This window comes from Chloracidobacterium sp. D (assembly GCF_018304685.1).
Taxonomy (GTDB): domain Bacteria; phylum Acidobacteriota; class Blastocatellia; order Chloracidobacteriales; family Chloracidobacteriaceae; genus Chloracidobacterium; species Chloracidobacterium thermophilum.
In genome coordinates, this window is sequence record NZ_CP072634.1 from 898,085 (window position 1) to 914,221 (window position 16,137).

Sequence of the window (16,137 nt, forward strand, 5' to 3'; positions counted from 1 at the left end):
ACGCTTTTTTGGTTTTTGTGTCACAAAGTCCATCAAGGTCAGACTTGGGTCATGGCCGTTCGTGTTCCCTGGATTATCAGCTTGTTGGTTCTGGCGCTGTGGTTGTTGTCACCGGTGGGCTACGCCCAGAGCGGTTCAACAACCGGCACGATCACCGGGCGGGTCTGCGACGCTTCCGGGGCGGTCATCGGCGGCACGGAAATTGTCTGCCTTCAGGTGGGAACCGGGATACAGCGTACGGTTCAATCCCGTGAGGACGGCACGTACGAATTTCTCAACCTGCCGCCGGGGGACTACGAACTGCGCGCCCGGGCGGCCGGCTTTGAGGACAGGCGGCAGACCATCCGCCTTTCGCTTGGCACAACGGCGCTGGTGGTTATCACACTGGCCACGGCTGGGACGACCGACGTTATCGAAGTCGTGGCCGATGCCCGCAATGCGGCTGAATCGGCCACGAACATCCGGCAGAATGAAATCCCGGCACTCCCCATCAACCGGCGTGACTTCCTGCAATTTGCCATTACAGCGGCGCGAACTGTCCCGGACAACCTGCCCGACCAGGGCGCTACGGCAACGTCGGGCATTTCCTTCAATGCCCAGTCACCACGGCTGAACAACCTCACCATTGACGGGCTGGACAACAACGATGCCACGTCCGGGAGCATCCGCTCGACATTTTCGCAGGAGGCGGTGCGTGAGTTTCAGGTTGTTTCGGATGGCTATTCCGCCGAGTTCGGACGCGCGCTGGGCGGCATCATCAACATCATCACAAAGTCCGGCGACAACCAGTTTCGCGGGTCACTCTTTGGCTTCTTTCGCAACGCCGCCCTGAGTGCGCGGGAATCCCTCACGCCCGGCAAGCCGCCTTTCGAGCAGTACCAGTATGGCCTCACGGCCGGGGGCCCGCTGTGGCGCAACCGGGCGTTTTTCTTTGTGACCGGAGAGCGGCTCAACATCAGGCAGAACACCGTCGTGACCATTTCCGACACCGTGCGCGCTGCAGCGCTGCGCAATGGATTTCGGTTCGAGACCGGAAGCATTCCCTTCAGCACCGGTGGCTCGACGGCCCTTGTCCGGGGGGATTGGCAGATCACACCGGAAGACAACCTCACGGTGCGCTACAACTACGGGGGGCAGGTGAATACGGCTTTTGAACCCTTCGGAGGGTTGACCGCCAGCACCTTCACCGGAGAGCAGCGGCTGACCGATCACAACCTGGCCGTCAACAACACATTTGTCAGCCAACAGGCCTTTGTGGTGGAAAGCCGCTTTCTCTACAGCACCCGCCTGCAGGACATCGGTGCCACCGATCCGGGGCCGCGCATTGCCATCAATGCCCCGGAAGGACAGGTCATTTTTGGGAAATCCCTCGTTCTGCCCCAGTTCCGCGACACCCAGACCTACCAGTTTTTCACCTCGGTAGGGTTGGTGCGTGGCCGCCACCAGATGAAATTCGGCGGGGATGTCCTGCGGGTGGATTCACGGCAGCGCCAGCCGGCCAGTGAAGGTGGTCAGGCTATCTTCTCAGCCGTCAGCCTTGCCGCCTTGGGCGGTCCGCCCGGCTCGCCGTCCATGTCGGCGCTCCAGGCTTTTGACCCGACATTGCGCACACCCCAGCAGCAGGCGGTGCTGGCACTCATCGGGGCTGGTCTGCCCAACCGTTTCCCCGGCTTTCCGGTGCTGCCCCTGGATGTCCTGCCCATCACGAATGACTACCGGCAGGGCTTTCTTGACCCACAGCCGACGCGGATACCGCAAACCGCCTGGAGCCTGTTTGCCCTGGATGATGTTTCGCTGCATCCGGCCGTAAGGCTCAATCTTGGTGTGCGCTATGACCTGATACGCGCGCGCAGTACACCGGAAAACAAAGGCTTTGTATCACCCCGCATCGCCTTGGTCTGGCAGCCTCTCCAGAAACTGACCGTACGGAGCGGCTACGGCCTGTTCACGGCCAGCAATCTGACGTTTCCGATTTTTACCATCGTCCCGTTGACGCGCCGGACACTCGTTTTGCCGTTTCCCTTCAGCATCCTGCCCTTTACCCAACCCAACCGGCAGCTTCCTCCGTCGGGCGATTTCCCCTTTGGTATTCAGCCTGTCCCCCAGTTTGGACTGGAGTTTCAGTTTGCCCGGCGCCTGCCGGTCAGTTACACCCAGCAGGCCAGCCTCAGCCTGGAGTCCCAGCTTGGCTCAACGTTGTTTTCGGTCGTTTATAACTACGTGCGGGGCAACCGCATTCTGTCGCTGCGCAACATCAACCCGGTCGTCCGTCCGGGTGTCGATCCGCTCGACAGTGCCATTAACGGCCGTCTCGATCCCCGCCGGGGAACGGTGAATGAATATGCCGCCGCCTATGACAGTTACTATCACGGCGTCACCTTTGGCGTAGAACGGCGGGTCGGACGCTTCACCGGTCGCGCCAGCTACACGTTGTCGAAAGCCATTGACAACTATGTGGATTTCCGTACGTCTTTGCAGGAATTTGCCGAGCCACTCGACGTGCGTCAGGAGCGTGCGCTGTCCATTCAGGATGCCCGCCACCGGCTGGTGATGTCCGGGGTGTGGAAGCTGGAGTATTCCAAACACCTTCTGCTGCGGGATTACACCCTGTCCTACATCTTCACGGCGGTTTCGGGGCGTCCGTGGAATCTGCTGGCCGGGGTGGATTTGAATCGGAACGGCGATGCCAATGACCGGCCGGCCGGGCTGGGGCGCAACGTCGGGGTGACGCCAGCGTTCTACAATCTCGACGTGCGCCTGGCGCGGCGTTGCATCAACCGGGACCGCTTCAAGCTCGAAGGCATTGTCGAAGCCTTCAACCTTTTCAACCGAACCAATGTGCGCGAGTTCGGACGTACCTTCCCACCGGTGAATCCTCCGCTCAACACCGAGTTCAATCTTCCGCCGCGCCGTGGCGGGCGGTTCATCGTCACCCCTGATCGCTACCGGCGCGCTTTTCCGCCGCGTCAGATACAGGTCGGGTTTCGGATGACGTTTTAGCGGCGCTGCCCGGACGGGCAGCCGGGAAAAAGCGTCGTTCAGAGATGCCATTCAGAGATGGCGGGCAAGGATGTCGAGGCCGGCCCGGAGCTGGTCGGGTTCTGTCAGGCAGGACAGCATGAGGTGAACGCCCTGCTCGCAGCCGTAGAAGTAGCCGGGATGCACGAGGACGCCATGTTCGAGGAGTTCCAGTACAAGGGCTTCTTCGTCCTCCCACCCGGCAATCCGTGGAAACAGGTAGTAGCCGCCATCCGGCGGGTGGACGGTCACCTGTGGGCAGCCGCGCAGCCGGGCAAGCGCCAGATCGAGCGCCGCCCGCAGGCGGTCGCGCATGTGCTGTACGAAAGCCTGCCCCTGCTCAAACAGCGTCGGCAGCATGAACTGGGTCAGGGCATTGGCGCTCAGAAAGGCATCGTTGAGGATTTCCAGCCGCGTCCCGAATCTGGCCGCGGCTGGTTCGTTCAGCGCGATCCAGCCCAACTTCAGATCGGGCAGGGCCAGGCGTTTGGAAATACCGTCAAGATGAAAGACCGGAAGTTCCGGGTGCAAGGTTCCCAGCGGCGGGCTGGTTGAGGCCCGGTAGGTAAAAGTGGCAAACACCTCGTCACAGATGACGGGCAACCCAAGCTGGCAGAGCGCCGGCAGTGGTTGTTGGACGATCATCCCGGTGGGATTGTGGGGCGACACCACCAGAACGGCACGGGTCTGCGCATCCGTTGCCGCGAGCAGTGAATCCTCATCAATCCGCCAGCCGTGGGCTTCATCCAGCCGGTAGGTACGCAATTCCACGTGGTGCATGGCCGCCAGATGCTCAAACAGCGGATAAGTGACATCGGGACCCAGCACGTTGTCGCCCGGTTCGGTGAGCAGCGCAAAGAGCAGGCTGTAGGCTTCACTCGTGCTGGCGGTGATGAAAATGTTATCCGGTGCTACCTCAAGCGGCGGTGTACGGCGGGCGTAGTCCGCCGCAATGACCTCCCGCGCTGGCGGCCAGCCGTGCGGATCGGGACAGTAACACCGGCTGTTCCAGTAGCCGGCCGCCGCCGCCCGCAGCACATCCGGCGGAAACAGCAACCCCTGGTGGGTTGGGTTGCTGCTCGTCAGGTCAATGTAGTGCCCCTTGCGCTGGCGTGCCTGTTCGATGCGATTGGGTGTCAGGTCGGCGTCAGCGAGAAAACCGGGCATGGGTCAATGTTCAGGATGTGGCCGCCGCGTCACGGCTGGCCGGCGCTTCGGCCATGAGCCGTTGCCCGGTGGCGCGGAGGCGGGCACAGGAACGCTCGCGGCCAATGAGGACAAAGACCTCAAACATGCTTGGCCCTACACTTTGTCCCGTGAGCGCCACCCGCGCCGCGTTGATGAACAACCCGGCCTTGACTTCCCGGGCCGCAGCAAAGTCCCGGAGCGCCGCTTCGACCGCTTCTGCCGTCCAGTCCGGGAGCGGTTCGAGCGTGTCGGCCAGTTCCGGCAGCCACGTTGCCAGGCGGGGGTCACGCAGGTTTTTCCGGGCAGCTTCCGGGTCAATGTCGAAGGTGTCGTCAAAGTACGCCCGCCCGTAGGTGGTGAAGTCCACCAGCGTGCGGAAACGCTCACGAATGACATCCACCGTACGGGCAAACCACGCCTGCCCGTCACCGGTAGCAAAGGCAGGCTTCCAGAGTCCGGCCGTCTCAAGCTGCGCCTGCACCATGGGGAGCAACCGGTCGAGCGGCAGAGTACGGAGATATTCTGCGTTGAGCCACAGGGCTTTCGGGTCGGTGAACTGCCGTGGGTCGGCCAGCGGCTGGTCCGCTGGCGGAAGGTTGAAAATCCCGTTGGTGCGGCTCACCTGGGCAAAATCAAAGGCGGCGATCATGTCCTCCCGCGAGAGGATTTCCCGGTTGTCACCGGGGGACCATCCGATCAGGGCAATGGCATTGAGAAAGGCGTCCGGGATGAAGCCCTGCGCCTGATAGAACTGCACCGTCGCCCGTTCGCCATGCTTGCGTTTGGAGAGTTTGGCGCGTTTGCCATCCAGAATGAGCGGCAGGTGCGCAAAGGTGGGTTCCGGGACGCCCAGCGCCCGGTAGATGAGCAGTTGTTTGGGGGTGTTGGCAAGGCCGTCCTGCCCACGTATAACGTGCGTCACCCGTTCGGCAATGTCATCGGCCGCGTTGCTGAGAATGTAGAGCGGTGAGCCGTCCGAACGGAGCAGGGCAAAGTCCTCGATGTCGGCATAGCGCTTGGTCTGCTCCCCGTGAACCAGATCGTGGAACGTCACGGCGCCGTCCGTCCGGGGGACACGGAACCGCACGACATAGGGTATTCCCTGGGCCGTGAGCTGCGCCTCTTCTGCGGGGGACAGGATGCGGCCGCGAAACACAAAGGGCTGTTTGGCTGCCTCGGCCGCCTGCCGCATCGCTTCCAGTTCCTCTTTGGTTTCGTAGGACTTGTAGGCATGGCCGGCCGCGAGCAGGTGTTCGGCAAGCTGGCGGTGTGCCGTCAGCCGTTCAGACTGGTAAAAGGGGCCTTCGTCCCAGTCAAGTCCCAGCCAGCGCAAGCCATCCAGAATGGTTGCCACGGCTTCCGGTGTGGAACGCTCGCGGTCCGTGTCTTCAATCCGCAAAATGAATGTACCGTGGTGTTTACGGGCAAACAGCCAGTTAAAGAGCGCCGTGCGCGCCCCGCCGATATGCAGGTAGCCAGTCGGAGAAGGCGCGAAGCGGACGCGGATGCCTGAGTTCATCAGAGGTTGGTGTCCTGTGGGCGTGAAGTTCCGGCGTCGGGCGACCGGTCGGCCAAGTCTTAGCAAAACATCCGGCCGTTCGTCACGTCCGACGGTCTATGAACGACCGGGCTGGCAACTGGGACCCCACGGCCCGCCCGGTGTATCGCATCGTTGCGTTGGAACTGCGGCAACAATAGCATCGCCATTGTCAACCATCACCCTAAAGATACATCCCATGGCACTTGGTATTACGGAAGACATCACGGAACTCATTGGCAAAACCCCCCTGCTTCACCTGCGCTCCGTCGTTCCGGCGGGAGCCGCCAATGTGTACGCCAAGCTTGAATACCTCAACCCCGGCGGAAGCATCAAAGACCGCGCCGCGCTGGGCCTCATCACCGATGCTGAGCAGCGTGGGCTGCTCAAGCCCGGCGCTACCATCATTGAGCCAACTGCTGGTAACACCGGAATTGGGCTGGCGCTCATCGGACGGACGCGCGGCTACCGGGTGATCCTGTGCGTCCCGGAAGGCTACAGCCGTGAAAAAATGCAGGTTGCTGAGGCGTTGGGCGGGACGCTGGTCTATACGCCTCATGAAGAAGGCATCCCCGGCGCAATTCGCAAGGCGCTGGAGTTGGCAGAATCCATCCCGAATGCTTTTGTGCCACAGCAGTTCAGCAATCCGGCCAATCCACGCATTCACTACCTGACGACCGGGGCCGAAATCTATGAACAGCTTGGCGGCAAAGTGGATGGGATTGCCATTGGCTGCGGCACGGCCGGGACCTTTTCCGGTGTGGCCCGCTACATCCGGGAACGCAACCCAAACGCGGTTTGTATTGCCGTCGAAACGGAAGGCTCGGTGCTTGGCGGCGGGCAGCCCGGCCCACACAAGGTCGAAGGTATTGGCACAAGCTTCATCCCGGAGAACTTTCACCGCGAGTTGTGCGATGAAGTGGTTGCCGTCACCGATCGCGACGCCTTCGCCATGGTGCGCCGCCTGGCCTGTGAGGAAGGTGTCCTGTGCGGTGGGTCGGCCGGTGCGAACGCTTTTGCCGCCATCCAGCTTGCCCGCCGGCTTGGAGAAGGGAAGAACGTCGTCACGATTTTCCCGGACAGCGCCGAACGCTACATGAGCAAGGGAATTTTCGACGAACTGCCCTGACAGGCGGTTCCGGCTTGTTCCCCGTTACCTGCTCTTACCCCCATCCCCTTCAGAAGTCCTGCTCTGGATACCGCTGACAGCAATCTGCCACAGCGTAGGGCAAGACTTTTTTCGCATGGGACGGCACGCGCATGCGATAGTGGAAGTGGAACCACCACGGAGGCTCTACCCCCACGCCGGCCAGCAGGCTGTGGTTCATCTTGCCTTTGTGACACCCGAAGCCATGGATATTGCGGAAGCGCGCGCTGCCAATGTACGCGGCAACGAACATCTGCAACGTGGGGACTATGCGGCTGCCATCGCTGCCTACCGGGAAGCCATTGCCTGTGACCCGCATGCGCGGGCTTATCCACGTGAGCGGGGTATCATCCACGCCAATCTCGCCTACGCCTTGTTTTTGGCCGGAGACCTTGACGCGGCCTGCGAGGCGTACCACACGGCAATCCGGCTGGAGCCACGGCGGGGCACCTATCACAATGAACTGGGCGATGTTCTGTTTCGCCTTCAGGATTGGTCAGCCGCGCTGGCGGCCTATCACCGGGCGGCGCAGTCGGAAACGTTTTTGCGGGCTTACCCGGACGCGCCGGGACTGATTCAGTACAACTTGGGTCTCACCTACTGTCAGCTTGGCAACCTTGAAGCCGCACGGCGGCATTTTACAGAAGCCCTGCGCCGCGAACCCAAAAATGAAACCTACCGTGCGGCTCTGGAGCAGCTTGGCCCGTTGCCTTCACCTGCGCCTTCATCGGCATCAGTAATCCAATCCAGAACACAACCCGGCGGGCGTCCGACCTTTGCCCACGTTGGGGGATACCAGGAAGCCAAGCAGACCATTGCCCAGGCCGTACGCATTGTGCTCGAAGCCGAGCGGGCTGCGCAGTATCGCATTCACCTGAACGGCATTCTGCTCATTGGCGGGCCGGGCAGCGGCAAGACCTTTCTGGCGGAAGCGACAGCAGGTGAGTTTCAACTGCCGCTCGTGCGCGTCACCCTCAGCGAAGTGACCTCGAAATGGTCGGGAGAAGGCGTCGAACGTCTGCGTCAGGTCTTCGAGCAGGCGGCGCAGCGCGCTCCGTGCCTGTTGTTTTTTGACGACTTCGAGGGCCTGGCGGCCAACCTGCGCGATACGGAGTCCAACATCGAGCATCGCCGCTTTCTGGAAGCCTTTCTTCAGCACATCGAGCAGATTCGGCAGAAACCGGGCGTGGTGCTGATGGCGGCAACCTCCCAGCCGGATGTACTGGATGCAGCAATGGTCCGTCCCGGACGGTTCGACTGGCGCGTGACGCTGCATCCACCGGAAGTTAACGAACGCCGCGCCATGCTCGAAAACCTGCTGCATGCGCGCCCCATTGGAGACATCAACTATGAGCACTGGGCGCAGCGCACGGCCGGATGTACGGCGGCTGACCTGGCACGGCTCGTCAACACCGCCGCCCTGGAAGCCTTTGCTGCCAATCAGCCGATTGCCGACCACCACCTGGCAGCGGCGCTGTCGAAGTTTGAAGCCAGTGAGCGTTTCGTAGGCACACGCCGCTCCTGGTCAGACATTGTATTGACAGAAGAAGTACGGGCGGCGTTTCGCCTCATCCAGCATCTGCTGGAAAACCCCGAGGCCGGGCAGTCCTTTGGGCTGACCCCGCCCCGTGGGGCCATCCTGTACGGCCCGCCGGGAACCGGTAAAACTACGCTGGCGCGTGTTCTGGCACACGAGGCGCGGTGTAGCTTCTATGCCGTGACGCCAAGTGACATCTATGCCAAGTGGGCTGGTGAGTCGGAACGGCGTGTCACGGAGCTGTTCCAGCGCGCCCGGGCGCATCGTCCGAGCATTATCTTTTTTGACGAAGCCGATGCCCTGTTTGGTGCACGGTCAGCCGCTGCGGCTGAGGCTGCCCCCCACGTCAACCGTGTCCTGAATCAGTTTTTGGCCGAGATGGACGGGCTGCGGGCCAACGACCGCCTTTTTATCCTGGCGGCAACCAACCGGCTTGACCTCATTGACCCCGCCATGCTGCGTGCCGGGCGCCTGTCAGAAAAAATCCACGTTCCGCTGCCGGTGCAGGAACAACGCCTGGCGCTCTTCAGGCTGTTTACCCGGACCATGCAGCTTGATCCGTCCGTGCGGCTGGAGGAACTGGCTGCTGCAACAGCCGGGAAATCCGGCGCGGACATCGAGGAACTCTGTCATGCGGCGGCACGGGTGGCGTTTCTCCGGTATGTGGACCGGTCCGTGCCGTCACCTCAGCCGCTTGTGACCGGAGAAGACTTCCAGGCAGCGATGTCACTGCTGGGAATTGCGGCTTCTCCTGCGCCATCTCCGCCGCCCCCGGGAAAACAGCCGGACCTGACATCGCCTCTGCTGACCGAAGAAGCGGCCCTGACACCTTAAACCTCACAAGTCACCATGTTGACTGGCACTGGTGAAACTCTCCAGATGGATTGGGCATACTCCTGGATTGTCCGGTCACTCGAAAACTTGCCCATTTTGGCTGTATTGAGAATGGATTTCCGTGTCCATTGGTCCTGGTCAAGGTAGGCCTGTGCCACGCGCTCCTGACATTCAACGTATGCACGATAGTCAGCCAGAACGAAATACTGATCGCCCCCTTCGAGCAGGGAGAACAGAATTGGGTGAAAAAGCTCTTTGTCCAAGGGGCTGAAGTATCCGGCGCCGATCATGTTGAGTATTTCGTTCAGCTCTGGATCGGAGTGGAAGTAGTCCCAAGGTGAATAGTGTGGCTTGAGCTTAGCGATCTCCTCAACGGTGAGTCCAAAAATGAAGATGTTATCACGTCCAACTTCTTCAGCAATCTCAATATTGGCTCCGTCGAGTGTTCCAATAGTCAAGGCACCGTTGAGAGCAAACTTCATGTTGCCAGTGCCGCTGGCTTCCATACCGGCCGTTGAAATCTGTTCCGAAAGCTCAGCTCCCGGCATGATTTTTTCTGCCAGGGAAACACGATAGTTTGGAAGGAAAACAACCCGCAGGCGGTCTCTTGTGACCACATCGTGGTTGATGATGTCAGCAACAGCATTGATAAGGCGGATGATGAGCTTTGCCAGACGGTAACCTGGAGCTGCTTTTCCTGAGAAGAAAATAGTTCTTGGCACTATGTCGAGATTCGGCTGGTGGCGGAGGCGGTTATACAGCGTGATGGCGTGAAACAGGTTAAGCAGTTGCCGCTTGTACTCGTGGATTCTCTTGACCTGGCAATCGAACAGAGATTGTTTGTCTATACGTAGCTTGTGTTTCCACGTCTGGTTGACGACTTCAATAAGAATATCCTTACCGTCCTGCTTGACTTTTTGCCAGGCCTGCCGGAAACCCGGATCATCGGCAAAGGGAATGAGTTTTTCCATCTCATACAGGTCGGTCATCCATTTGTCGCCAATGGCTTCTGTGATGAGAGAGGCAAGTTGAGGGTTACAGCATGCCAGCCATCTCCTTTGCGTGATGCCGTTTGTCTTGTTTTCAAACTTTTCAGGAAACATCAGCGCAAAATCCCTGAACAGGTCGCGCTTGAGAATTTCAGTATGCAGTGCTGCCACACCGTTGACCCGGTGTGAGCCAACAATAGCCAGATTGGCCATGCGTATGGACTTGGGACGAATGCCGGGCACCGGCTCTTCAACAAGAGAGACTCTTTGGACAAGCTCTTCATTATTGGGGTACCTGACTCTGACGTCCCGGAGGAAGTGATAGTTGATGTCGTAGATAATCTCCAGGTGACGTGGCAGAACTTTGCCCAAAAGTTCAACGGTCCATTTTTCCAGTGCTTCGGGAAGCACTGTGTGGTTAGTGTAAGCGATTGTCGCCTGGGTCAGCTCCCAGGCTTTTTCCCAGGGGATATTCTCTTCATCAAGAAAAATGCGCATCAGCTCGGCGATAGCAATGGCTGGGTGTGTGTCATTGAGCTGTATGGCTACTTTGTCAGGGAATTCGTCGAAAGTTTTTCTTGTCTTCTTGTAGCGTCGGATAATGTCCTGAAGTGTGGCGGCAACGAAAAAGTATTCCTGTTTTAGCCGAAGTTCTTTGCCTGAGTGCCGGTTGTCATTTGGGTAGAGAACCTTTGAGATGGTTTCTGATTCTGTTTTGCTCCTGACGGCGCTTATGTAATCACCCTCATTGAAGTGGTGGAAGTCAAACTCGCGTGATGCTTTCGACGACCAAAGCCTTAGTGTGTTGACATTTTGGACACCATATCCGGGAATAGGCGTATCATAAGCCATAGCCAGAACCGTTTCGGTTTTGATCCATTTGTGAGCAATTTTGCCGTTCCCGTTTGGAAATTGGACTACCTCCCCGTAGTAGTGGACGGGATAGAGCACTTCCGGTCGTGCAATTTCCCACGGGTTTCCGTACCGAAGCCAGTTGTCTGGCTGTTCGACTTGCTCACCGTCCTTGATCTCCTGGTTGAAGATACCGTACTCATAGCGAATACCATAGCCGTAGCCGGGCAGTGCGAGTGTCGCCATGGAGTCCAGGAAACAGGCCGCCAACCGCCCAAGCCCCCCATTGCCAAGTCCCGCATCTGGTTCAGTTTCCTGAATGTCTTCGAGCCGGTAGCCAAGGTCGAGCAGCGCTCTCCGGCATTCTTCCTTGAGGTTGAGATTGACAATGGCATTGCCCAACGTGCGTCCCATAAGAAATTCCATGGAGAGGTAATAGACCCGTTTGGCATCAGCCCGGTAGTAAGTATCCTGAGTGCGCAACCAGCGTTCAATGAGCCGATCACGAACGGCATAGGCCAAGGCGAGATACTGATCCAGATGGGTCACGGTAAAGCGGTCTTTGGCGAGCGTAAATTCGAGGTGGTCAAGAAAGCTCCGCTGTATGGCTTCGGCGGTCAGTCCGTGATAACTCTCATACGCTGAAAGATTGGCAGCCGATTCTGAAAGTGATGTTTTTACTTCGGACATAACAGTTTCTCCCTTCCTGGATTGAAAAATGACTAACGTCCGCCTGAAGCCTGTGCTGGCAGAGGAATCAATCTTGAGAAGACGAACCTTCCCAGACAGGCCAGAAAGATACAGGGAATGGGTGCTGTAAACAAGGCAACCGTGCGTGGAATCAAAGCCCTATAGCCAATTTCCGTTCCTTCCTTGATATTCAGTGAGTCCCAGTGCAGGAAATATGAGTTCTGCAAATTTCCTATCAGACTTACAAAAGTCATTATCCAGATGAGAATTTCTGCAAATTCAGCGATGATGAGACCAATGAGTACGGTTTCTGTCCAGCTAAATCTGCCAACCGGTGACGACAATGCCCCGAAGTAGAGTGAACTGAGTAGCATGGTGTTGACGATGGAAAACATGGCATTTCCACGCGGTGCGTATGGAATGCCTGAAATCCCGGTGATAAACCGTCCCATGGCAACCAGAAAAATCACCACGAGCGGCATCTTTACAAAGCTGAAGACTTTTAGAAACATGATGTTTTTGCCTTGACCGACTTACACTGTCTTACACTGTTCCGTCACTCTTCTGTGTTTGCGTTGGATTCTGTGTGTCTCATAACGGCAAACCGGCTTGAAATCACAAAACCGGCATTCTTCCGGTCCACGTAACGGGAGCACCTGAAAATGCCCTTTTTCGATTTTCTCTTTGTACTTCCACACATAACCCAGGATTGACTCATAGGTTTCCCTGAATTCTTCTTTTGAAAGGAAGTAGTGCTTCTGCTCCTTTGGCAACAGTTTTTCGCCATCGGATCGGTAGAGTCCATTACGGCAGCGCGGTGTTTTCGTGATGGAGTAGTATCCGCCTCCAATGACAGGTTGAAGCGAGGGAAAACATTTCTCTATTGATGCCAGGTAAATTGCAATCTGCACATCACGTCCTTTCCTCATTTCATCAATGGAAGTTCCTTTTGAAAGCTTGTAGTCATAGACAATGAAAAATTCCTGCTCTTTTTCTGCCTGAGGCAATTTTGCTTTCAGCACATCAATTCTGTCAATCTGGCCCCGGAGGAGAATTTTTTGCCCCTGTTTGTTCGTGAGTTCCAGAGGTTGCGAGACAGAGGATTCATCAGCTCCGGTTATCTTCATGCCGAAAGCCAGCTCTGTGATATGTCGTGTCGCTTTTTTGTCGTAGGATAGTTCCTCGGCAATCAACTGTTCCAGAAAGGTGATCAGGATACGTTTTTCAATTGCCCATATTTTCATGTTGAGGGGCGGAATGTGTTGCTCATACTGTACAAATACTTTTTCAGCGATTTCTCTGAGACGGGTGAGTGCTGTTTCAGAGCTTGTGCTCTGGTGTGGCAGGGGCCCGGCCCGGTAAAAGTCGCGCAGAATATCGTGGAGAATCCGCCCGCGTTCTGAAGCTTGCAGATCGAGGGCGGTGCTGACCCTGGGGTACAACTGGAGGACGCGGTGGGCAAAGAAACGGAAGGGACAGGCAGCGTACTCATTGAAGGCTGTGGCACTGAAGACATGCTGTTCTCCGAACCGTTTGCCGAGTTCGGCCTGCAAATTACAGTCTTCAATTTGGCCGTCAAAAGGTGTCCAGAGACGACTGTACCGGTTTTCCTCCACCTGCTGGCGCTGCCGGAGATTGTCCGAAAGCCATTGTTGCTGCTGGATGTAGTCCTGCACTGCGGCCAGTTGTTCGGCCGGAGACAATACTTGGGTGTCATTCCCTCCTGTTTGACCGACCTGTACCAGTTCTGAAGTGAGTTGCGCCGTTACCCGTCCGCGTCGCAGCCGAGCGTCTGCGGCGGCTGTCTGGCGGAGCAGTTCGTGGCGGGTGGTGGCTTCGAGAAACGTTGCGCCGTCATAGCCCTTGGCAACCAGAACGTGATGCTTTCCACCGGGGGCTGTGGCCGGCACAAGGCGCTGGATTTCAGCCAGAAACGAGGACGGGACAAGTTCCTGGTCTTCCGCGCCGACGGTCGGATAGGAAAGGTGGACGGCCTCAGTTGCCCGGCACACAACCTGGTAGAAATAGTGTTCTTCCTTGACCATGGTGGCCGGGGAGATGTCTTCCAGAACAAGACCGTCTTCCTTGAGGCGTTCGCGCTCGGCGGGCGGATACAACCAGTCGCCCGGCAGCCGGGGCGGAAAGCCGCCTTCAACCATGCCGGGAACGAAGATGATGGGAAAATGCAGGCCGCGAATGGTGGTGACTTCGAGAATGTGTACTGCGCCGAACGTTTCCGGCTCGACGCGCAAGGTCAGGTCATCGAGTGCCTGCAGGATGTCCGACAGAAAAACCGCCAGTGTCATCCGGGCCGGCTGGCTACCGTCAGCCGTGGCTGGCTCACCCAGCGTGGCGGCAAGGCTTCGGGTCGCCAGCCGTTCGGCATCGGCCACCGCGATGGCTGCACGGCGGACTGCCTGAAGCCCCCGCAGGTCAAGGGTGGCCTGGAGACGTTGCTGTGGTTGACCGATGGCTTTCTGGATGTTGGCTTCAAGCGCCTTTTCGTAGAAAAGCTGGCTCAGGGCCTGCTCAATGGCTGCGTTTAGCTCGCCAGCCGGGCCTTCGATGGGAATTTCCGCCAGGATTTGCCCCAACTCCCGCAGGCTGCGCCCGGCTTCCTGCAACTGCGTGGCCGTGACGGCATCCGGGCGAACCATTGGCTCGCCTGACTCCACATCGCTGCCTTCGCCGGTTTCTTCTTCGTCTGCTGTGGGAGAACTGCTGTTCGCTTCCGTCGGCGGGAGAGCTTTTGCCAGGCATTCGGCACGCTTCAGCCAGTCGGCAAGGTGGAGTTGTTCACCAACAAAAGCCACGACGTTTTCAATGTCGTCGGCAGACATCTGGTGTCCGGGAAGCGTGAAATAGTCACTTTTGAGAATGTCGATCAGCCGGCTGACCGGTATCCGGTCGGGCGTTGTGTCCCCAAGGGGACGGTCGGCGGCTGCGGCGACGAGCTTGAGCCAGGCACGTACGGCCGGGATGTCGGTCACGGGCAGGCGTTCGTCAAGGGCATAGGCAATTCCTTCATCACTGAGCACCCGCCGCAGGTGCGCCCCGTAGGTGTCCCGGTCGCGGAGTACGATGGCGATGTCGGCCGGCGACCGACGCTCTTTACGGACATACCGCTTGATGGTTTTGGCAATGTGGCGAAGTTCGCGTTCGATGTCCGGCGCCACGGCCAGAAAAACCGGCACTGGTGTGTCCGGTGGGGGCGTAAACGCCGGGTTGAACAGTCCCAGGCGCAGAACATCAAGACCCGGAGCCGTGGGCAGGCGCGTCACCGGCTGGCTGCCAGTGCGTTCGTGAAAGACGACTTCCTGGCAACCCTCGCCCATCATTTCCCGAATCTTGGCGATGGTTTCGTGGACGGCGGCAAAAACTTTGGGATTGTCGGCGTCGTCGTCGAAGTTAAACGTCACGCGCGGTATCCGTTTGATGAGGCGGCGCAGAATTTCGCCCTGTACCGGCGTGAGGTCGAAGAACCCATCCACGATGAGCCACTCCACTCCATCCAACAGTGGAGTCTGGCAGGGAAGTCCATCGAGGCTGCCGTTGAGGGCGGCCATGGCGCGCAGGTAATCGGCATCACTCTCGGTGAACTTTTCTGTGGCGGCCGGGGATTGACCCGTATGGGATTGATGCGGGCTGTTTTCGGGTATGCCGCCATTCAGCGCCGTGGCATAGCACTGCATGATCTGCGCCACATCCCGTTCATAGCCATAGATTTGTTCGGCTGACTGCGGAGAGGGAGGGGTCGGCAAGCTCTCCTGGAGGCGTGCAATCCGGTTTTCGACGATGTCCGTAAACTCGGCAGCGGTTTTTCCGGCGCGGGTGATTTCACCGATAAGCCGCGTGACAGAAGCCACACAGCCGCGCGCCGTAGCCAGTTGGCCGAATGCCGGAAGCTGTCCACGCCGGGCAAGCTGCCGCATCAGTTGGGCGATGAGCGGACGGCGCAGCGGATAATCCTCTGCGCTGATGTCACGGCGGTAAGCCACCTTCTGCCAGCCGATCCCCTCGTGTTTGACGCGCGCCGTCCGCAGCAGCCGCCGGAGGAGACCGTTGAAAAGATACACCGGTAGCCCATCGAAGACGCCCTTTTGTCCAGCGAGGATTTCCAGGGAAATGGCCTTGAGCATGGGACGCGAGGCCACGAGATAGATCACGCTGTGGCCGCCGACCGGTGCGCCCGACCGTGACCCCTGCTGAAGGTACTCCCTGACTTCTTTCAGCAATTCCTGACGTTGGTTGCCCAGAAGCGGGCCACGCCAGATGGTATGCCCAACCTTCGTCGTGCTCATCGTTGTCACTCCTGTGCCCGGTACGGCTGGAAACTGACAGCCAG

Annotated in this window: 8 protein-coding genes; 3 read left to right on the plus strand and 5 right to left on the minus strand. The window is 58.6% G+C overall.

Translation table 11 applies throughout. From position 1 onward, the window contains the following. The first annotated feature begins 51 nt into the window (after positions 1-51). Positions 52-3,000, plus strand: coding sequence for a TonB-dependent receptor (locus J8C01_RS03830; protein WP_211432441.1), 2,949 nt, complete (start codon positions 52-54; stop codon positions 2,998-3,000). Between the two features lie 51 nt (positions 3,001-3,051). Here the strand turns inward: J8C01_RS03830 and J8C01_RS03835 are convergent, their stop codons facing one another. Beyond that, positions 3,052-4,185: a pyridoxal phosphate-dependent aminotransferase gene (locus J8C01_RS03835; protein ID WP_014099280.1), complete on the minus strand. Its 1,134-nt coding sequence runs from the start codon at positions 4,183-4,185 to the stop codon at positions 3,052-3,054. 10 nt (positions 4,186-4,195) lie between these two features. After that, the gene (gene gltX / locus J8C01_RS03840; RefSeq protein ID WP_211432442.1) at positions 4,196-5,725 is read right to left on the minus strand and encodes a glutamate--tRNA ligase; all 1,530 of its coding nucleotides are present in this window, start codon (positions 5,723-5,725) and stop codon (positions 4,196-4,198) included. A 217-nt stretch (positions 5,726-5,942) separates the two neighbouring features. Here gltX and cysK point away from each other — a divergent pair, with 217 nt between their 5' ends. Further along, positions 5,943-6,872, plus strand: a complete 930-nt coding sequence (gene cysK, locus J8C01_RS03845; RefSeq protein ID WP_014099282.1) for a cysteine synthase A — start codon at positions 5,943-5,945, stop codon at positions 6,870-6,872. Between the two features lie 115 nt (positions 6,873-6,987). Beyond that, the gene (locus J8C01_RS03850) at positions 6,988-9,261 is read left to right on the plus strand and encodes an AAA family ATPase (protein ID WP_211432443.1); all 2,274 of its coding nucleotides are present in this window, start codon (positions 6,988-6,990) and stop codon (positions 9,259-9,261) included. On the opposite strand, the gene J8C01_RS03855 is transcribed toward J8C01_RS03850, so the two are convergent. From J8C01_RS03855 to J8C01_RS03865, 3 genes are read right to left on the minus strand one after another with little or no spacing between them, the layout of a single operon-like run. Beyond that, complete coding sequence (locus J8C01_RS03855; protein ID WP_014099284.1) at positions 9,258-11,792, minus strand: glycogen/starch/alpha-glucan phosphorylase; 2,535 nt, start codon at positions 11,790-11,792, stop codon at positions 9,258-9,260. The genes J8C01_RS03850 and J8C01_RS03855 overlap by 4 nt on opposite strands. A 32-nt stretch (positions 11,793-11,824) precedes the next feature. Beyond that, a complete protein-coding gene (locus J8C01_RS03860; RefSeq protein WP_211422857.1) occupies positions 11,825-12,304 on the minus strand; it encodes a hypothetical protein in 480 nt (159 codons plus the stop codon). A gap of 21 nt (positions 12,305-12,325) precedes the next feature. After that, entirely contained in the window at positions 12,326-16,093 is a 3,768-nt protein-coding gene (locus J8C01_RS03865) for a PD-(D/E)XK nuclease family protein (RefSeq protein ID WP_211432444.1), read from the minus strand. Positions 16,094-16,137: the final 44 nt, after the last annotated feature.